15 protein-coding genes are annotated in these 18,781 nt (G+C 59.3%); 7 read left to right on the top strand and 8 right to left on the bottom strand.

Features of this window, described 5'->3' with window-relative positions; translation table 11 throughout:
* The first annotated feature begins 40 nt into the window (after positions 1-40).
* From putP to CORTU0001_RS03990, 3 genes are read left to right on the top strand one after another with little or no spacing between them, the layout of a single operon-like run.
* Positions 41-1,606 carry a sodium/proline symporter PutP gene (putP, locus tag CORTU0001_RS04000; protein ID WP_005327592.1) on the top strand — a complete coding sequence of 522 codons (1,566 nt, stop codon included), beginning with the start codon at positions 41-43 and terminating at the stop codon, positions 1,604-1,606.
* A gap of 37 nt (positions 1,607-1,643) precedes the next feature.
* A complete protein-coding gene (locus CORTU0001_RS03995; RefSeq protein WP_005327589.1) occupies positions 1,644-2,222 on the top strand; it encodes an HNH endonuclease family protein in 579 nt (192 codons plus the stop codon).
* Between the two features lie 44 nt (positions 2,223-2,266).
* Entirely contained in the window at positions 2,267-2,716 is a 450-nt protein-coding gene (locus tag CORTU0001_RS03990) for a hypothetical protein (RefSeq protein WP_005327587.1), read from the top strand.
* A gap of 20 nt (positions 2,717-2,736) precedes the next feature.
* Here the strand turns inward: CORTU0001_RS03990 and CORTU0001_RS03985 are convergent, their stop codons facing one another.
* The 4 genes from CORTU0001_RS03985 to hutU all read right to left on the bottom strand — a co-directional run bounded on the left by CORTU0001_RS03985 (position 2,737) and on the right by hutU (position 8,861).
* Positions 2,737-3,963, bottom strand: a complete 1,227-nt coding sequence (locus tag CORTU0001_RS03985) for an HNH endonuclease signature motif containing protein (RefSeq protein ID WP_005327586.1) — start codon at positions 3,961-3,963, stop codon at positions 2,737-2,739.
* 148 nt (positions 3,964-4,111) lie between these two features.
* Complete coding sequence (locus CORTU0001_RS03980; protein ID WP_005327584.1) at positions 4,112-5,971, bottom strand: DEAD/DEAH box helicase; 1,860 nt, start codon at positions 5,969-5,971, stop codon at positions 4,112-4,114.
* A 43-nt stretch (positions 5,972-6,014) separates the two neighbouring features.
* Entirely contained in the window at positions 6,015-7,184 is a 1,170-nt protein-coding gene (hutI, locus tag CORTU0001_RS03975) for an imidazolonepropionase (protein WP_005327582.1), read from the bottom strand.
* A complete protein-coding gene (hutU, locus tag CORTU0001_RS03970) occupies positions 7,185-8,861 on the bottom strand; it encodes a urocanate hydratase (protein WP_005327580.1) in 1,677 nt (558 codons plus the stop codon).
* 189 nt (positions 8,862-9,050) lie between these two features.
* Here hutU and CORTU0001_RS03965 point away from each other — a divergent pair, with 189 nt between their 5' ends.
* Positions 9,051-9,842: an SGNH/GDSL hydrolase family protein gene (locus CORTU0001_RS03965; protein WP_244262087.1), complete on the top strand. Its 792-nt coding sequence runs from the start codon at positions 9,051-9,053 to the stop codon at positions 9,840-9,842.
* Here the strand turns inward: CORTU0001_RS03965 and hutH are convergent.
* Positions 9,820-11,373: a histidine ammonia-lyase gene (hutH, locus tag CORTU0001_RS03960; RefSeq protein ID WP_005327570.1), complete on the bottom strand. Its 1,554-nt coding sequence runs from the start codon at positions 11,371-11,373 to the stop codon at positions 9,820-9,822. The two genes, CORTU0001_RS03965 and hutH, sit on opposite strands and share 23 nt — an antisense overlap.
* 78 nt (positions 11,374-11,451) lie before the next feature.
* On the bottom strand, positions 11,452-12,195 hold the full coding sequence (locus CORTU0001_RS03955) for an IclR family transcriptional regulator (protein WP_034668180.1): 744 nt from the start codon (positions 12,193-12,195) through the stop codon (positions 11,452-11,454).
* Between the two features lie 63 nt (positions 12,196-12,258).
* On the opposite strand from CORTU0001_RS03955, the gene hutG reads away from it, so the two are divergent.
* Positions 12,259-13,191 carry a formimidoylglutamase gene (hutG, locus tag CORTU0001_RS03950; RefSeq protein ID WP_005327563.1) on the top strand — a complete coding sequence of 311 codons (933 nt, stop codon included), beginning with the start codon at positions 12,259-12,261 and terminating at the stop codon, positions 13,189-13,191.
* An 8-nt stretch (positions 13,192-13,199) separates the two neighbouring features.
* Here hutG and CORTU0001_RS03945 read toward each other — a convergent pair whose 3' ends face one another.
* Positions 13,200-14,546, bottom strand: coding sequence for a YjiH family protein (locus CORTU0001_RS03945; RefSeq protein WP_005327560.1), 1,347 nt, complete (start codon positions 14,544-14,546; stop codon positions 13,200-13,202).
* A gap of 133 nt (positions 14,547-14,679) precedes the next feature.
* Here CORTU0001_RS03945 and CORTU0001_RS03940 point away from each other — a divergent pair, with 133 nt between their 5' ends.
* Positions 14,680-15,075, top strand: coding sequence for a (deoxy)nucleoside triphosphate pyrophosphohydrolase (locus tag CORTU0001_RS03940; RefSeq protein ID WP_005327558.1), 396 nt, complete (start codon positions 14,680-14,682; stop codon positions 15,073-15,075).
* Here the strand turns inward: CORTU0001_RS03940 and CORTU0001_RS03935 are convergent.
* Positions 15,062-15,316 (bottom strand): hypothetical protein, encoded by a 255-nt coding sequence (locus CORTU0001_RS03935; protein ID WP_244262086.1) that lies wholly within the window; start codon positions 15,314-15,316, stop codon positions 15,062-15,064. The two genes, CORTU0001_RS03940 and CORTU0001_RS03935, sit on opposite strands and share 14 nt — an antisense overlap.
* 315 nt (positions 15,317-15,631) lie before the next feature.
* Between CORTU0001_RS03935 and CORTU0001_RS03930 the strand changes: the two genes are divergently transcribed.
* On the top strand, positions 15,632-18,754 hold the full coding sequence (locus tag CORTU0001_RS03930; protein ID WP_005327554.1) for a DEAD/DEAH box helicase: 3,123 nt from the start codon (positions 15,632-15,634) through the stop codon (positions 18,752-18,754).
* The last annotated feature ends 27 nt before the right edge of the window (positions 18,755-18,781 follow it).

Here is an 18,781-nt window from a genome sequence, read left to right as displayed (position 1 = left end):
TAACGTGAGAATGTCATCACACACCTACAAGGAGTAAAACGTGCAAGATTCAACTTGGTACGTCATTGCGATGATCGTGTATCTCCTCGCAATGGCAGCCATTGGCTATTGGAGCTACAAGCAAACCGACCAATATGACGATTATGTTTTGGGCGGCCGTGGCCTGCACCCATTCGTAGCGGCTCTCTCCGCCGGCGCTTCCGACATGTCCGGCTGGCTCCTCATGGGCCTGCCTGGCGCGCTCTTCCTCTCCGGCATGTCCGAGCTATGGATGGCCATCGGCCTGCTTGTCGGCTGCTGGGCAAACTGGAAGTGGGTCGCGCCGCGCCTGCGCTCCTACTCAGAGATCGCGGCCAACTCCATTACCGTGCCGTCCTTCTTTGAAAACCGCCTGCACGATAAGTCCCGCCTGCTGCGCATCATCTCCGCAGCCATCATCATCTTCTTCTTTACCTTCTACGTCTCCTCCGGCATGGTCTCCGGCGGCCGCTACTTCGAGTCCACCTTCGGTGGCGACTACCTCACCGGCATGCTTGTTATCGCCGCGGTGACCATCTTCTACACCTTCGTCGGCGGCTTCTTGGCGGTGTCCTACACGGACGTCGTCCAGGGCGTGCTTATGTTCGTCGCCCTGATGATCGTGCCGATTATGGCAATCGTCTCTCTCAGCGATCCTGCTTCCATCTTCTCTTTCGCCAGCAATAATGCCTACGGCACCGATGGCGTAGTGGAAAATGACAACTACTTCTCCATGTTCGCGGGCGTTTCCGCTGGCGTCATCATCGGCAACCTGGCCTGGGGCCTGGGCTACTTTGGCCAGCCACACATCGTGGTCCGCTTCATGGCGCTGCGTAAGCCTTCCGACGCCCGCCAGGGCCGCTTCTACGGCGTTACCTGGATGGGCCTGTCCGTCATCGGCGCCATCTTCGTCGCTCTCTCTGGCACCGTTTACTTCACCCAGACCGGCCACAGCATCACCGACCAGGACAACTTCGAAACCATCTTCCTGGATATGGCTCAGGCCATGATGCACCCACTCCCCGCCGGCTTCGTCCTGACCGCGGTTCTAGCCGCCATCATGTCCACCATGTCGTCCCAGATGCTCGTCGTCTCTACTTCCCTCATCGAGGACCTCTTCCTCATCTTTGCTAAGAAGAAGCCCAGCGAGCAGGTCCTCATCAACCTCTCCCGCACCGCCATCGTGGCCATCGCGGTCATCGCCGCCCTGCTGGCCATCAACCCGTCCGATTCCATCCTCGGCCTGGTTGGCTTCGCCTGGGCAGGCTTCGGTTCCGCCTTCGGCCCCATCGTTCTGCTGTCCCTGTACTGGAAGCGCTTTAACTCCACCGGCGCGATTGCCGGCATGGTAACCGGCGCCGTCGTGGCCATTGGCTGGGGCATGTCCCCGCTTTCCGACATCCTCTATGAGATGGTCCCAGGCTTCTTCCTGGCCCTCCTCGTGGCCGTCGTAGTCACCAAGCTCACCAAGGAACCACAGCCGGAGGTTGTTGCCGAGTTTGAAGAGGCCACCAAGCTGGCCAAGCTCGTGGAAAATAACTCCGACCTCGACTTTGAGGAAGCCGCAGAAAAGGTCACTGATAAGTAATCGGAACCAACGCGGACTCCTCGCAGTCCAATAGGACATGAAGTCCTATTACCTGGCCGCGCTATCATGCATCACCGTCCTCATCGGTGCATGGTATGCGTGGCCTTTTCCGCGTTTTGACGTCACCACGCTCCCCTCCCGCCCCGAAGCCGCCGGCTACAACCGTGAAGACTTCGGCATCTGGCAGCCCCACGGCGCCTGCACCACCCGCGAGGTCATTCTAGAAAGCCAATCCAGCGATCCCCTCCACGCCTGCCACGCCCGCAGCGGGACTCTTTATGACCCCTATAGTGGCACCACCATTCCCGCTACCTCTCCCATTGAGATCGACCACATCTTTCCCCTCTCCGCGGCCTATGACCTTGGCGCTTCCGAGTGGGACCGCGAAACCAAGGTCCGCTTTGGCAACGACCCGCTCAATCTCGTAGCCACCAGCCGTGAGCTCAACCAAGAAAAGTCAGACGCCCTCCCCGCGGAATGGCTACCTCCTGCTAACCGCTGCGACTATTCCCGCCGCCTTGCTGACATAGCCCGAAAGTACGCCCTTCCCCTCCCTTCCAAGGACGTGCGGGTGATGCAAAGGCAATGTCGGTTAGCCGTACTCACCGGAAATTGATTAGGGTTGACGTGGCAACTTTCCGCGATTGAAGGGTTCTTTCAATGACTTCTTTCCTTGTATTCCTCCACGTGGCCGCAGCCATTCTATTGATCGGCCCGGTATGCGTATCCACCTCTAGCTTCCAGACCCAAATGGCCAAGGCAGCACAGGGTGACCACGCGGCGCTCGGCTCCGCTCGCGTCCTGCACAACATCACCAATACCTACGGATACATCTCTGCCATCGTGCCTATCCTCGGCCTCGGCGTATTCCTTTCCGATATCAGCGCTTACAAGTCCGAAGTGAACTTCCACATCGCCATCTTGGTTGCCATCATCGCATGGTGCCTGCTCTTCTTCGTCATTCTGCCAAAGCAGAAGAAGGCAATGGCCGCCCTCGAATCCACTGAATCCTTCGACTACGCGGCAGCTAAGAAGCCACTGTCCGCATTCGGCGGCGTATTCAACCTTCTGTGGATCATCTGCCTCATCCTGATGTACGTCAACTTCTAAGTGGCCTTCTAGAAAGCCATTTACTCCTCTGGGACAGTGCCTTCACTGTCCCTTTTCTCGTTTTCTAGCTCTTCCTTCAGCTTTTGCGCATCTTCGTGCGCATTTTCTCGACGCCGCCGCGTCGCCTGCGCCACAGTCTGGGCCCACCTCCGATTCTTCGGCGCGAGCGGCCCGCTGGCTTCGTCATAGACCCAAGTCGAATCTTCAAAGAGCCAGACGACGTCCCCGCTAATCGGGTCCTTGATATAAAACGCCCGCCCATCAGTCTTGATGTTGTGGTGATGTTGACACAGGCAGGTCAAGTTTGCCGCCGAAGTAGGTCCTCCGTCAGCGAAGTCATGCCGGTGGTCCATCTGGGAAGCCATCGCCGGCCGCGTACATCCGGGCCACCGGCAGGTTCCATCGAGCCCTTCCACAAAGGCGCGAATATGCGGCGGGGTGACGTAGTTTCCGCTTTCATCTTCTGCCGCCTTCTCCATGTCGCGCACGGTCGTGGCCCGCGATTGCATGTCATCGGCCACCTCAGGCGAAACCCAACCCAAGCTTTGGACGAAGGCGGGAGCATCCGGCAGATCGCAGCGGTACATATTGAGCACCACCTTCGCCTTGGCTTCGGCCTCACCGGTGAGCAACTCGACCGCAGCCTGAGCCAAGGGAATGTCCTTCTCCGTGGCTACACCGCGAATATTTCGGTCGATGATTTCGGCAGTCTCTAAGCCCACGTCGAGACAAACGGCGGCCCACTCCCCGCCCGTAGGCTCGAGGTTATAGGACTCCTTGCGCCGCGGATCGCGTGCGGCGATGGTCGGATCGAGGCGGACAATGAGCTCCCGCAGCTTTCGCCGCAGGTTGCGATGGGACGGTAATTTTTGGTTGGGGCGTTTGGGGGTGAGGTAGGTGGTTAATTCGGCGTCGATAAGCAGGCATTGTTCGGTGCCAATCTCTCCCAACTTGGAGAGCGTCTGGTCGATGGTAATTAAGCGGTCTAAATCTAAGTGGTAGTGCTCTTCCAGCCGGGCTTTAAGGCGCGGCAGCTCCTGTAATCGCTCAAAGGCGAAAATGATATTTCTAATTCGGGACTGCCGTGTTCCGGTGAGATCCGACAGTGATTGGCTAATTATTTCGATATCGTCATCCGGGTCTGGATGCAGGCGTTTCCAAAGGAGGTATTCGGCCTTGCGAATGTCTGTTGCTGCTTGTGATGTGGAATTTGCTGGATTGGTATTGGCAAAGTAGGGCGCATTCATGGACTTCCCCCGCAGAAGTTTCTCTAGAACATGTTTGCGCTTTCAGTATATAAAACGCCTCCGACACACTACCCCCGTTTATAGGAAAACCGCAGGTCAAAGGGCACGAAAAAATGGGCCTCCAAAGAGGCCCATTCAGGCGAAAATGCTAGTCGCGCCAGCGTCCACCGCGCTTGCGTCCACCGCCGTGGTCACGGCGAGGTGGGCGGCCGGTGTCCTTCTGAATCTTGATCAGCTGGCCGGAAATGCGGGTATCCTTCAGGCGGTCCAGCACTGCCGGGTCGAGGTTCTTTGGCAGGTCAACCAGGGTGTGGCCCACCGCGATGGTGATGCGACCGAAGTCCTTGGCAGACAAGCCACCCTCGTTGGCAATAGCACCCACGATGGCTCCCGGGCGCACATTTTGCCGCTTGCCGACGTCCAGTCGGTACGTCTCAAAGTCTCCGTCCGGCCGCTTGGGGCCGCGACCCTTGCCGCCGCCCTTGAAATCGCGCTTGCGATCGTCGCGGCGGTCGCGGTCGCGCTTCGGCTTGGGAAGCGGCCTGTCTTCCATCAGGAAGTTCTTGCCACCCTGCAGCATGACGGCGAGGGCTGCAGCGATGTCATCCATGGCCGCGTTATTGTCCTCGGAGTACTTGCGCACCAAGGTGCGGAAGAAGTCCGCCTGCTTATTATCCATGGAGTTGGTAATGGACTGCGCGAACTTTTCCTTGCGCTTTTCATTGACCTCATCGACGGACGGCAGGTCCATCTCTTCCAGACGGGCGTTGGTCACGCGCTCGATGGAGCGCAGCATGCGGCGCTCGCGCGGGGTGACGAACAGGATGGCTTCGCCGGAGCGGCCCGCGCGGCCGGTGCGGCCGATGCGGTGCACGTAGGACTCGGTATCGTTCGGGATATCGAAGTTGACCACGTGCGTGATGCGCTCGACGTCGAGGCCACGGGCGGCGACGTCGGTAGCCACGAGGATGTCTAGGCGGCCATCCTTGAGCTGATCGACGGTGCGCTCGCGCTGAGCCTGCGCAATATCGCCGTTGATGGCGGCGGCGCTGAAACCGCGGTCACGCAGGGTCTCGGCCACTTCTTCGGTCTCGTGCTTGGTACGGCAGAAGACGATGATGGCGTCGTAATTGATGACCTCGAGGATGCGGGTGAAGGCATCCATCTTTGCGCGGTGCGGAATGAGGAGGAAGCGCTGCGTGATGTTGTCATTGGTGCGGCGCTCGGACTTCACCGTGACCTCGGCGGGGTTGTCGAGGTACTGCTTAGACAGGCGTCGGATAGCGTTCGGCATGGTGGCCGAGAAAAGCGCCACCTGCTTGCGGTCCGGGGTGTCCTCCAGGATGCGCTCGACGTCTTCTTGGAAGCCCATGTTCAGCATCTCATCGGCCTCATCGAGGACGAGGAACTGCAGCTGGGACAGGTCCAGCGAGCCCTTCTCCAGGTGGTCGATGACGCGACCCGGGGTGCCCACGATAACCTGCGCACCGCGGCGCAGACCGGAAAGCTGAATGCCATAGGCTTGGCCACCGTAGATAGGCAGCACCTCGACGCCCTTGAGGGACTCGGCGAAGGATTGGAAGGAGTCCGCCACCTGCAGGGCCAGCTCGCGGGTTGGGGCGAGCACGAGTGCCTGCGGATGGCGGGCCTTGGTGTCAATCTGTGACAGAACCGGCAGCGCAAAGGCTGCGGTCTTGCCGGTACCGGTCTGGGCAAGGCCGACAACGTCGCGGCCTTCCATCAAGATCGGGATGGTTTCTTCCTGAATGGGGGACGGCTTGGTGAAGCCTACTTTCGCAACGGCCTCCAGAATTTTCTCTGGCAGGCCAAGATGCGCGAACCCCTGGGAGTTGTCGTTGGCTGAATCTTGGGACTCAGCGCCGGTGTCCTCAGAAGTATTCGCAGCCCTGGTGTCCTTGGTGACACCTTGCGAGTTGTCCTGAGATTCCGACTTATTAAAATCTTCCGGCTCGTTGACGCCGCCGGTGGCGTTATCGGTAATGCTCATTGCTTCACCAACCCTACGCGATTGCCGCCCCAAACTCCATATCCTAAGCGCCCGCGACGAAAGTGCGGTAGCTCAGTGGCATGCCTGGCCGGTAGGCCAAGTGCACGGCGCTGGGGGCGTCGAGCACGTGCAGGTCCGCGGCGGCGCCCTCCACGATGGTGCCCTTAGCGGGGCGGCCCTGCGGGTCGAGGCCGTTGCCAACGTTGTGGCGGCGCAGGGCGGTCGCTCCGCCGGTGGTGGCGGCGTGGATGGCCTCATCGACGGAGAGGTGTTGCTGCAGGACCGCGGTGGTCACGCAGTAGTTCATCGAGGAGGTATAGGACGTGCCGGGGTTGAGGTTGGAGGCGATGGCGAGGGTGGCGCCGGCGTCGAGAAGCGTGCGGCCTGGGGCGAGCGGCTCGCGAGTCGATAGGTCACAGGCCGGCAGCATGGTGGCCACGGTATCGGAGTTGGCCAGCAGCTCGACGTCCTCGTCGCTCAAGTGGTTGACGTGGTCTACCGAGGCGGCGCCCAGTTCGACGGCGAGGGCAACGCCTGGGCCCTCGCCCAGCTGGTTGCCGTGCACGCGCAGGCCCAAGCCCAACTTCTTACCGGCCTCCAGCACGCGGCGGGATTGTTCCTCGTTGAAGGCGCCGCGCTCACAGAAGACGTCGATCCACTGCACGTAGGGGGCAACGCCTTCGAGCATGGAGCCAACGACCTCGTCGAGGTACTCCTCCGCGTCCGCTCCCGGCGGGACCAGGTGCGCACCTAAGAAGGTCACATCATCGACGTGGCGGGAGGCTACCTTGGCGGCCTCCACCTCGGACTCGGTGTTAAGGCCGTAGCCGGTTTTGGTCTCGAAGGTGGTGGTGCCACCGCGGCGGCCGGCGGCCACGCGATCCGCCACCAGCTTGTCCAGGCGGTCGGTACCGGCCTGGCGGGTGGCGTCCATGGTCACGGCGATGCCGCCTGCTTCATAGGAACCGCCGGAGATGCGGGCCTCGAATTCGGCGGAGCGGTCACCGTCGAAGACCATGTGGGTGTGCGAATCTACCCAGCCGGGCAGGACGGCGCGGCCGCCCAAGTCCACCTTCTCGTCGGCGGCCGGTGCCTCGGAGGCTGGGCCGACCCAGGCGATGGTGCCGGATTGGGCGATAATGGCGGCGTCGTTAAGCGTGCCACGCTCGCTGACCGTACGGAGTTCTGAAATGCCGGTAAAAAGTGTGCTCATCTAGTCCCTTGCCTTGAATTCCATCGGAATGCGGACGCCGCGCTCGTCGGCGACCTCCTTCGCGCGAGTGTAGCCGGAATCGACGTGGCGGATAACGCCCATGCCCGGGTCATTGGTGAGCACCGCGCGCAGCTTGGCCGCGGCGAGCTCGGTGCCGTCTGCAACGGTAACCTGGCCGGCGTGGATGGAGCGGCCCATGCCCACGCCACCGCCGTGGTGGAGGGAAACCCAGGTAGCGCCGGAAGATACGGCGGTCATGGCATTGAGCAGCGGCCAGTCGGCCACGGCATCGGTGCCATCGAGCATGGCCTCGGTCTCGCGGTACGGGGAGGCCACGGAGCCAGAATCCAGGTGGTCACGGCCGATGACGATCGGCGCCTTGATCTTGCCCTCGCGCACCAGGTCGTTGAAGAGCAGGCCGGCCTTGTGGCGCTCGTTGTAGCCCAGCCAGCAAATGCGTGCCGGCAGACCCTCGAATTCGACGTATTCTTCGGCGGCGTCGAGCCAGTTGTGCAGGTGCTCGTTGTCTGGGAAGAGCTCCTTGAGCGCCTGGTCGGTGATCTTAATGTCCTCTGGGTCGCCGGAAAGCGCGGCCCAGCGGAAGGGGCCCAGGCCCTCGCAGAAGAGCGGGCGGATATAGGCCGGAACGAAGCCCGGGAACTCGAAGGCACGCTGGTAGCCGGCCTTGCGGGCCTCATCGCGGATGGAGTTGCCGTAGTCAAAGACCTCGGCGCCCTCATCCTGGAACTCGACCATGGCCTGCACCTGGGCGGCCATGGACTCGCGAGCCTTCTTGGTAAAGGTGGTCGGGTCTGCCTTGGCCTCGTTGTGCCAGTCTTCCATGGTGATTTCAGAAGGCAGGTAGGACAGCGGGTCGTGCGCGGAGGTCTGGTCCGTGACGATGTCTACGGTAAATTCCCCGGCGCGCTGGCGGCGCAGGACCTCCGGGAAGACCTCGGCGGCGTTGCCCACGAGGCCGACGGACAGCGGCTTCTTGTTTTCCTTTGCCTCGAGGACCAGCTTGAGGGCCTCGTCGAGGTCGGTGACAACCTCATCCAGGTAGCGCTTGTGCTGACGGCGCTTCAGGCGGGTCTCGTCTACGTCCACGATGAGGCAGGCGCCGCCGTTGAGGGTGACGGACAGCGGCTGTGCGCCGCCCATGCCGCCGCAGCCACCGGTCAGGGTGAAGGTGCCGGCCAGGCTGCCGCCGAAGCGCTTCTTGGCCACGGCCGCGAAGGTCTCGAAGGTGCCCTGCAGGATGCCCTGGGTGGCGATGTAGATCCAGGAGCCGGCCGTCATCTGGCCGTACATCATGAGCCCCTCGTCCTCGAGCTTGCGGAAGTGCTCCCAGTTAGCCCAGTCTCCCACGAGGTTGGAGTTAGCGATGAGCACGCGCGGTGCCCACTCGTTGGTCTTCCAGATGCCCACCGGCTTGCCGGACTGCACCAGCAGGGTCTCATCGGACTCGAGGTCCTTGAGGGATTCAACGATGGCGTCAAAGGCTTCCCAGCTGCGTGCTGCGCGGCCGGTACCGCCATAGACCACGAGGTCCTCGGGGCGCTCGGCAACCTCGGGGTCGAGGTTATTCATGAGCATGCGCAGGGGCGCTTCGGTCTGCCAGGACTTGGCGGACAGTTCGGTTCCGCGCGGCGCGCGTACTTCGCGTGGTTCAGACATGGGCTTCCTTTCGTCGTGCTTGTTCGACGCCTTCCCAAGCCCCCTAGGCCGGTGTCCCGGGGCTGTCCCCGAGGACTTGTTCAGCGTCACATGTCACAAGGTACTGTGACCCAGCTCTGTGCACCATGCCACACAAACCCGAACTGTCTCGTATATGAGACACCCGCGGAATGATCTACGATGGCCTGCATGCGTCGGTTCATCCCCCTCTTTTCCGTGGCCCTCCTCGCCGCTTGTTCCACCCCCGCCGAGGAACCGCAGCCGCCCCACTATGTGGCGCTGGGGGATTCCTATGCGGCCATGGGCTCGACCACGCTGCCGCTCGATCCGCCCAATACCTGCGTGCGCGCTCAGGATTCCTACCCCGAGCTTGCAGCCAAGGAAATGGACGCGAAGCTCACCAATGTAGCCTGCCAGGGCGCTAGCACCCTCGACGTACTTTCCTCGGCCGGCGAGCACCCCGCCCAGGTGGACGCCCTACGCGAGGACACCGACCTGGTGAGCCTATCCATCGGCGGCAATGACGCCAGCTTCGTGCGCCTTACCCAGTGCGCCACGGACGGTATCTGCCAGGCGGAATCCGGCGCGCAGATTGACCTGGAAATCCGCGATCTACCCCGCCGGCTGGACAAGGTCTACGAAGAGATTCACCGCCGCTCCCCCAACGCGAAGGTCCTCGCCACCGGCTACCTACCACTCATTAAACATGGGGAGACCTGCCCCTACATAGAAAAAATCCCGGCCACTGACCGGGAATGGTTGGCAGAGTCCATCGAGCGCATCAACCAGGCAGTGCGCGAGGCCGCCGAGCGCAACGGGGCTGCTTACGTGCTTGCCGACGCCGCCCTAGACCACACCGCCTGCTCCCCCTCACCGTGGGTGGATTTTACGGGCAAGGACACTAATTCCTTCCCCATGCACCCCACCCACGCCGGACAGGTGGCCATGGCCCAAGCCCTTAGCCGCGCAGCTTTCCAGTAGCGTCCTCGACGGCGTCGATAAGAGCGCCCTCCTTGACTAGGCGTACAGTTTCCTCGATTTCCGGGGACAGGTAGCGGTCCACGCCGGGCCCCTCCACAGTCTCGCGCAGCTTCTCAATCACCGCGCCGGTTCCCTTGGCCGGGGTGCCCTCGCGCATGTCGATGGCGCGGGCGGCGGTGAGGATCTCTACGGCGAGCACGCGCTGCAGCCCATCAACGGCCTTGCGCAGCTTGCGGGCGGCGGACCAGCCCATGGACACGTGGTCTTCCTGCATGGCCGAAGACGGAATGGAATCGGCCGAGGAGGGATTAGCTAGGCGCTTCATCTCACTAACGATGCCAGCCTGGGCGTACTGCGCGATCATGTGGCCGGAGTCCACACCAGGGTCATCAGCAAGGAAAGCATTCAACCCGCGGTTGCGCGCCGGGTCCAAGAAGCGGTCGGTGCGGCGCTCGGAAATGGAGGCCAAGTCCGCGGTGACGATGGCGAGGAAATCGAGCGCATAGGCCACCGGCGCGCCGTGGAAATTGCCATTGGAGACCACGCGGCCGTCCTTGGTCACCACCGGGTTATCCACGGCGGCGGCCAGCTCGCGCTCGGCCACCTGGGCGGTGTGGGCCAGGGTATCGCGGAACCCGCCGGCAACCTGCGGGGCGCAGCGCACGGAGTAGGCATCCTGCACCTGGTTCTTCTTGAACTCCTCGAGCGCGGCCTCCAGGATCTCCGAGCCTTCAGCCACCTGGAGGATATTCGCCGCGGCATCGGCCTGGCCTGGGTGCGGGCGAAGCTGCTGCAGGTCATCGGCAAAGACCACGAGGGTGCCGAGCAGTCCTTCCACGGTCATAGCAGTAGCAATATCGGCGGTCTTTGCGGCCGCGCGCAGGTCAGTAATGGCCAGGCAGAGCTGGCCGAGCATGCCATCGGTGCCGTTAATAAGCGCAAGACCTTCCTTCTCGCGCAGCTGCAACGGCTCGATTCCGGCAGCGGCCAGGGCGTCGCCCGCATCCTTAAGCTCTCCGTTGACACGCACCTCGCCCTCGCCCAGCAGGGCCAGCGCGCAGTGAGCCAGCGGCGCCAAGTCGCCAGAGCAGCCCAGCGATCCATACTCGCGCACCACCGGAACGATGCCAGCGTTCAGCGCCTTGGCATAGGTTTCTACCACCACGGGGCGCACGCCGGTACGACCGGTACACAAGGTGGACAGGCGCAGCAGCATAAGCGCGCGGATGACCTCTTCTTCCACCTCCGGGCCAGTTCCCGCAGCATGCGATCGCACCAGGGAAAGCTGCAGCTGGGCGCGCATCTCCTCCGGGATATGGCGGCGGGCAAGTGCACCAAAGCCAGTGGAAATGCCATAGACCGGAGTGGGATCCTGTGCCAGTTCTTCCACGCGCTCGCGGGTAGCGGCCACTTCTTCGAGAGCTTCGGGCGCAATCTCCACCTTCGCCCCATAGCGGGCAACGGCAACGACGTCCTCGATGCTCAGCGCACCGACATTGACGGTCACGGTGGATGGGTAAGCGTTAGGCATGGCAAAAACTCCTTGGAGTAGGGATTGATAATCAAAAATGTGTCGCGCGACAACCCAACGCGATAGATGTATGCTACATCACTTTCTTCGATTGCGGTACATTTTCCCCGCCACCTTGTCTGACGCCTCCTGCAGTGCCCGAATGGCGCCATCCACCTTTGCATCTGGCGTCCCTACCGGATACGTCACCGCCACCGCCGCCGCTGGGCGGTCCAGATGGTCCAGAATGGGCACCGCTACAGAAGCCTGGCCACGAGTAATTTCCTCCACCTCTTGGTCCCAACCCCGCGCGGCCACCAACCGCAAGCGCTCCTTCAAAGCAGAAAAGCCACTACCACCCGCAGTATCGAATGCGGCGCGCACCTCCGCGTCAGGAAGATGCGCCAGCATTACGCGCCCGGACGCCGTCTTATGCGCTTGCAATCGCACACCAACCTCGGTCACCAAAGAGATTGCCTCTGCGGCACGGACCTCCTGCAAGTACAAGATTTCCGATCCAGCCATACGAGACAAGTGCCCCGATCCACCCACCAGATCCGCACACCGTTCCAAGTCCCGAGTAGCCATTCGCACCAAAGGCTGTTGGGTTACATAGGCCGAAGCCATGGAATAGGCCGCAAGGCCCAGCCCATATGTCTTATGTTCCGGCAAGTGCGCCACAAAGCCGGCATCCACCATCTCCGCTAGCAAGTGATAGGTAGATGACCGTGGCAGTCCCAGTTCACCTTGTATCCTGGCAGCAGAAATAGGTACGTCAATCGTCGATAGCAACTTAAGAATCTCTAACGCGTGACGGGCCGCTGGAACTCGATTTGTACTCACACTTAGTGATTGTAGGCAGAATTTCCCTGCCATATCCCGCGTTCTTGCCTACCCTCGGTAACCATGAACACCGAAAAAGCTGAACTTTTCACCCCCGCCCCCGAATGGTCCGGCCGCTCCGATGGCCCTGGCCCAGAGCATGCCCGCTGGCATAGCGTTATCAATCAGTCCACCGACTCCCCCGCCCCGGTAACCCTGGTGGGCTTTGCCTCCGATGAGGGCGTGCTGCGCAACGGCGGCCGCCAGGGTGCAGCCGCAGGCCCGGCCGCACTGCGTTCCGCGCTGGGTTCCTTGGCGGTACACCATGCGCATGCGCTTGCCGACGCCGGCACAATCACCACCCAAGCCGACGACCTCGACGGCGCCCACGATGCGCTCTCCGATAAGGTCCAGGAGCTTGTCGAAGCCGGCACCCTCCCCATCATTCTGGGCGGCGGTCACGAAACTGCCTTTGGCTCCCACCGCGGCCTCTACCGCGTGGTGGGCGCCACCAAGATCATTAATCTGGACGCCCACTTCGATCTGCGCCGCGCCGATCAAGCCACCTCCGGCACCCCGTTCAAGCAGATTTCGGAGCTCACCGATGACTTCGATTACACCGTGCTGGGCATCTCCCGCCCCAATAACACCGCAGTGCTTTTCGACGAAGCCGAGTCCCTCGGCGTGGCCATCACCCTAGACGAAGAGCTGGTCAACCTCTCCCCGGCCGAATGCGGCGAGCTTGCCGCCCGCGCTACCGAGGGCAAGGACAAGGTCCACCTATCCATCGACCTCGACGTCTTGCCAGCATCCACCGCGCCGGGCGTATCCGCACCGGCGTCGCTAGGCGTCAGCTACGAGCGCATCCGCGCGATGGCCGTGGCTATTGCGCAAACGGGCAAGCTGGCCCTGGTGGACGTCGTCGAGCTCAACCCCACCTTTGATATAGATAACCGCACCGCCAAGGCAGCGGCGCGGTTAATCGATGACATCGTCACGGCCCACCTCGGGGCCTAGCTCCTACCTCAAAACAGCAGGTGGGCAATCGGCGTGGCGATGAGGATGGTCAGCGCCACGCGCTCAAACCAGATGATGACCAGGTGGGTGAGCTTCACCGGAATCTTGGTAGCCAGGATGCACGGCACCAGCGCGGAGAAGAAGATGATGGCGGAGACTGCCACCACGCCGATGACGAACTTGAGCACCATACTGTCGCTGCCTGCCACTGCGGTGGCGGGCAGGAACATCTCCGCAATACCCATGGCCGCGCCCTTGCCGGCTTGTACCGGCTCCGGCAGCTGCACTACCCATGCGAACGGATAAAACAGGTAGCCAATCCACTCAAAGATGGGCGTAAAGCGCGCAAGCAGTAGGCCAATAAGGCCCACCGACATGATGGAAGGCACGATGGCCGCCGCCATGCGCACGCCATCGCGCAGGTTCTCCCAGATGGACTCCCACAAGGACGGCGCGCGCTGCAGTGCCAGCATGGCCTCACGCCACGCGTTCTTGATGCGCGATCCTTCCACCGGCTTTTCCGGGTCTGGGTGCGCCTCAGCAAAGTACTCATCCGGAATGGTACGCAGCGGCGGAATGCGCACGGTAATGGCCGTCACCACAAAGGTCACGATGAGCGTGACAATAAAGTAGGTGCCCCAGACTTTCATCAGGTCAAGCTGCTTAGCAACGATGACCATGAAGGCCGCAGAGACCGTCGAAAAGCCGGTGGCAATAATGGCCGCCTCGCGCCCGGTATAGCCGCCCTTTTGGTAGACGCGGTCTGTGACCAAAATGCCCAGCGAGTACGAGCCCACAAACGAGGCCACCGCGTCAATGGCGGAGCGCCCCGGCGTCTTCCACAGCGGCCGCATGATGGGCTGCATGAGCACGCCAACAAATTCCAGCAGGCCAAAGCCAATGAGAAATGCCAGGAAAGCACCTCCGATAGGCACGATGAGGCCTACCGGAATCGCGATGGAGTTCCACAGGAACGGCACTAGGTCCTCATCACCAAGCACCCACGGCAGCGCATCGATGACCATGAGGAAGGAGACCACCGCGCCCACGATATTGAGCACTGCAAAGACCGCCTGCAGCGCGCTTTCCTTAAATGCTCCGGTGGTAAAGCTGCGCACCGTGCCATAGACGGCAAGAGCAAAGATAATCCACGGCACCGCCGCTGGAATCCCCTCGCGCACCATGGTGACCATGTGGTCCAAAGGAATGGAGCGCTTATCCTGATACGTCACCGGCAGGAAGAATACGAACGCGCCAATGGCGCTATATAAAAAGAGTTTCCACCGTCCCCCAGGCTGCGGGATCTCCCCGTCATGGCTCTGGTGCGAGGTGTAGACAGATTCGGTAGAAGTCACAGTAAAACCGTCCCCTCAAGCTTGCATACAAAAATCAAGCCCGCGTGACAGCCTTACGCGAACATTGGGGATATGTTATCTAAGTAACAGCTCACTGTCTAGATGTTTCCGAGATCCAAGGCACAATGGAGTCATGTCTAACCCCATACGCGTCGTTGGCGCCGTCTTCCACGACGGCGAGCGGTTCCTCGCCTGCCGCAAGAAACCAGGCAAGCCACTGGAAGGCCACTGGGAATTTCCGGGTGGAAAGATCGAGCCTGGTGAAACACCTGAGCAAGCACTAGCGCGAGAAATCCGCGAGGAGCTCAACCTCATCGCCGAGGTCGGCCAGAAAGTGACGACAACAACCTACGAGTACGATTTTGCGACGATTGAGCTAACCACTTTCTACTGCACGCTTGTCGACGGCCGCCTACGCCTGACCGATCACGACGCTACAAAATGGGTTACCTCCACAGAGGCCGCGCATCTGACGTGGGCTCCCGCAGATATCCCGGCAGTAGAAGCTATTGCTTCTAGTCACAGCTAAGGAAAGAAAGATTCTTCCTTTCGTATTTTCCTTCTGCCAGCATTCGGCGGATATTCTCCGCCAAACGCATTACCAATTGCGGATCGGATTCCGCCAACGCTGCGATTTCCTGCGTTGCCTTGCCTCCGTTTGTCGTTTGTCCTTCATAGGAGGGGCGCGCCGAGTAGAGATCAAAGTATTTCCGGCTCACGCCATTGACATTCCTAAATTTAGGACCTGGCTGGAACTCATCTCCATACATGACTCCCCTGGCCAGAAGGTTGGAAACCCGAGATATTTCCTCCTTAGGTCCTTTAGCCGGCCATCCTAAACGGATTCCAATTTCGGCGACCAAAAGAATCTCATCTCGTAGCCATTTTGGACTTCTCAATCCAGTCTCCAGTCAACAGGGATAAAAATTTAGACTGCTGGGATTGCACTTCTTAATCGAGTTCAAAGTCTCTGGGGAATGCGAATAATGAAGATCACTGAAGGGCAACACCGTCTGGAGAAAATTTACTTCGCCAATCCTTGAATCAGCCAATTTGCATACCGAAGCCTTTAGAATTTGGTCATTATGAGTACCAACCCTGACTCTTCCCTACCTTTCGGCGTTTACGAGACCCCTATTACGGCCCGAATTCGTGAACGAATGAACGAAACGCTAAGCCAACATCCTGCTGCAGGATTCGGTATTGGAAGAAGCTCCGATAAAGAGGCTCATGGCCGCTATACCTCGGCGGTTTCACAACATATTGGTTCACTCCTAGAGCGACGGCTATACGGTTTGAAGTCACCCGAAGACCGGGTTGCCCTAATCAATAACATCGCGCTTCTACTGGGCGAAGATGAGGAAATTGATTCCGAAGAACTTCTCTACGCCGTATACAACTCCGGATTGGCGGACCCTCCCTTACTTCCGGATGTTTCACTCACCAAGAGTGCACTATTCACTAACGCCCAAGGAGAATCTAGTTTAACCAGCGAAATCGAGAGAGAAATCAAAACTGCTGATTCGGTTGATCTGCTCTGTGCGTTCATCAAGAACTCCGGCATCAGCGTTCTTGATAGACAACTCGAGTACCTTCGCGATAACGAGATCCCTTTCCGGCTACTCACTTCTACCTACTGCGGTGCGTCCGACGCAGCTGCGCTCGAGCGATTGGTTGAAAAGTATCAGGCCGAAGTAAAGATTTGCTATGAGCACAAATCCACTCGCCTTCATGCCAAAGCTTGGCTATTCCGCCGAAAGTCCGGATTCGATACTGCCTTTATCGGCAGTTCCAACCTTTCCCGATCTGCTCTCGTCGATGGTTGGGAGTGGAATGTCCGCGGGTCCAATACCGCGACTCCTGAAGTAATCGATAAGTTCATCAAGACTTTCGATAGCTACTGGCACGACAGCCATTTCAAGACCTTCGACCCAAATCGCGACATGGAGAGACTCGAGCAGTCTCTCCGCGTTGCCAAGGGTAGTGAGGCCTCCGGAGCACTTCGCCAACTGGAGTTATCTGGCCTTGAGGTAACTCCTTACCCCTACCAAGAAGAAATGCTCGAGGCTCTACGCTCAGAGCGTGAGGTAAAAGATCGGCATAGGAACCTCCTGGTTGCTGCTACAGGAACAGGAAAAACAGTAGTTGCCGCACTGGATTACCGGAACCTATGCGAACAATGGAAGCGACGCCCTCGGCTGCTTTTCGTTGCACACCGGAAAGAAATTCTTCAACAAGCCCGCCGGACATTCCAGGAAGTGCTTAAAGACGCGGACTTTGGCGAGCTGCTAGTCGACGGCGCTGAGCCTCGCCGCTGGGACTATGTGTTCGCCAGTGTGCAATCTCTCAGCGCTTCCCGTTTACAAAACCTAAATAGCAAGCATTTTGATGTCGTAGTAATCGACGAGTTTCATCACGCACAGGCCCCCACTTATAAAGCACTTTTGGACCACCTCCAGCCTCAAGAGCTCCTGGGTTTAACGGCAACACCAGAACGTGGTGATGGCGAAAACGTACAGAAGTACTTTGACTATCGCGTAGCTCATGAACTGCGTTTATGGGATGCCTTGCGTCTACAGCTCTTAGTCCCTATGCATTACTACGGGATTGCCGACGGAACGGACCTTTCCTCATTGACTTGGAGCCGAGAAAAAAAGGACTACAACACAGAAGAGCTCTCCGAGTTCTACATCAAAGCGGGAGAGAAGCGCACCCGCTTCATTGTTAACGAGCTAAACCGACGCATCTTCGATCTCTCAGATATGAAAGCTATCGGCTTTTGCGTCACGATTGCTCACGCAGAATATATGGCGCGGCAGTTCCAGCATTTTGGAATCCCAGCGCGAGCGGTCACAAGCGATCTCACCGCAACCGAGCGTGCTCAGGCCATTAAAGATCTGGAGAATGGCGACGTCAAAGTCCTGTTCTCAGTAGATATATTTAATGAGGGCGTTGATATCCCTGCTGTAAACACCCTTCTTTTGCTCCGCCCGACACAAAGCCCTGTGGTCTTTCTACAACAACTGGGTCGCGGTCTTCGTCTATCTCCAGGCAAGGACTCCTGCGTCATTCTCGATTTCATTGGCCAGCAGCATGTCGATTTTGATTTTGAGAGAAAGTTCCATGCCTTAACCCGGAAGCGGGGTAAGCGCTTAGCTGAAGAAATTGAGCAGGGCTTTCCCACCGCCCCACCGGGTTCGCATATTCAATTCGATCAATCGACGACCGAGCAGGTTCTCCGAAACGTCAAGAAGGTCTCACGGAATTCCTTACGCAAAGTGCGTGCATTGCTCTCTGAAATTCGAACCACGAATCTCAAAGAGTTCCTTGAGGATTCGAACCTGCAATTAGAGGATATCTACCGTCCATCCAAATATTCATGGACCCGGCTACTTCGAGAAGAAGGGCTACTACAGCAAAACACGGATGAGACCGAATCATTTCTACTTAACAGAATTCGAGTCTTCCTTCACGTCAACGATCCACACCGAATCGATGCCTATCTGCGCATCCTTTCCACCCCAAGTCTTCACTACGCCGACATGGGGCCATCCGACCAGGCCTTCACCCGAATGCTCGTACTCGGATTCTGGGCGAACTCAAATTCTCCGCACCCTGGTTCCTATGACGCCGCCCTGACGATTTTGCGCCAGCATCCACAAGTTGCTTGGGAGTTGGAGCAGGTTATGCAACTGAGCAGTGACTCCTCGCGCATCGTTCCACAGCATAGCGATAGTTCAGTTTTGGAAACGCATGCGGATTACTCGTTGGCCGAGCTTATTGGTGCTTTAGAGTCAGGAAGCCTTCAGCAGCTTGTAAACCTGCCACGCGAAGGTGTGAAATATTTTCCCGATATCAACACTGATCTTTTCTTGGTGACGTTTCAAAAGGACGAGCAAGTCAGTGCCTCCACGAACTACCGAGACTATCCAATATCACCCGATCTGTTGCACTGGGAATCTCAATCAACAACGACGCTGAAATCAAAGGCGGCTAGGCGATATATCGGTCACCAGGAGCGTGATGGAAAAATTCTCATTGCCTCGCGCTTTACCAAGAAAAACGAAGTAGGGACTGCGAGCGCATATACCTACCTCGGTGCAGTGGATTATGTTTCCCACCATGGGGAAAAGCCAATTCAATTTGAGTGGAAGCTCCAGAGGTCAATGCCCAAGGCTCTTTATGCTGCGGGAAGAACGGTGGCTTAAATCTCCGCTCGAGGAATTGAATTCCTC

Source organism: Corynebacterium tuberculostearicum SK141 (assembly GCF_000175635.1).
Classification (GTDB): Bacteria; Actinomycetota; Actinomycetes; order Mycobacteriales; family Mycobacteriaceae; genus Corynebacterium; species Corynebacterium tuberculostearicum_C.
This window is presented reverse-complemented; position numbering and strand designations above follow the sequence as displayed.

Coding starts and splice junctions, on each gene's coding strand:
- hutG (WP_005327563.1), top strand. CDS start 12,259: ATGAACACCGAAAAAGCTGAACTTTTCACCCCCGCCCCCGAATGGTCC.
- CORTU0001_RS03930 (WP_005327554.1), top strand. CDS start 15,632: ATGAGTACCAACCCTGACTCTTCCCTACCTTTCGGCGTTTACGAGACC.
- CORTU0001_RS03980 (WP_005327584.1), bottom strand. CDS start 5,971: ATGAGCATTACCGATAACGCCACCGGCGGCGTCAACGAGCCGGAAGAT.
- CORTU0001_RS03995 (WP_005327589.1), top strand. CDS start 1,644: ATGAAGTCCTATTACCTGGCCGCGCTATCATGCATCACCGTCCTCATC.
- CORTU0001_RS03985 (WP_005327586.1), bottom strand. CDS start 3,963: ATGAATGCGCCCTACTTTGCCAATACCAATCCAGCAAATTCCACATCA.
- hutH (WP_005327570.1), bottom strand. CDS start 11,373: ATGCCTAACGCTTACCCATCCACCGTGACCGTCAATGTCGGTGCGCTG.
- CORTU0001_RS03965 (WP_244262087.1), top strand. CDS start 9,051: ATGCGTCGGTTCATCCCCCTCTTTTCCGTGGCCCTCCTCGCCGCTTGT.
- hutU (WP_005327580.1), bottom strand. CDS start 8,861: ATGTCTGAACCACGCGAAGTACGCGCGCCGCGCGGAACCGAACTGTCC.
- hutI (WP_005327582.1), bottom strand. CDS start 7,184: ATGAGCACACTTTTTACCGGCATTTCAGAACTCCGTACGGTCAGCGAG.
- CORTU0001_RS03935 (WP_244262086.1), bottom strand. CDS start 15,316: ATGTATGGAGATGAGTTCCAGCCAGGTCCTAAATTTAGGAATGTCAAT.
- CORTU0001_RS03940 (WP_005327558.1), top strand. CDS start 14,680: ATGTCTAACCCCATACGCGTCGTTGGCGCCGTCTTCCACGACGGCGAG.
- CORTU0001_RS03990 (WP_005327587.1), top strand. CDS start 2,267: ATGACTTCTTTCCTTGTATTCCTCCACGTGGCCGCAGCCATTCTATTG.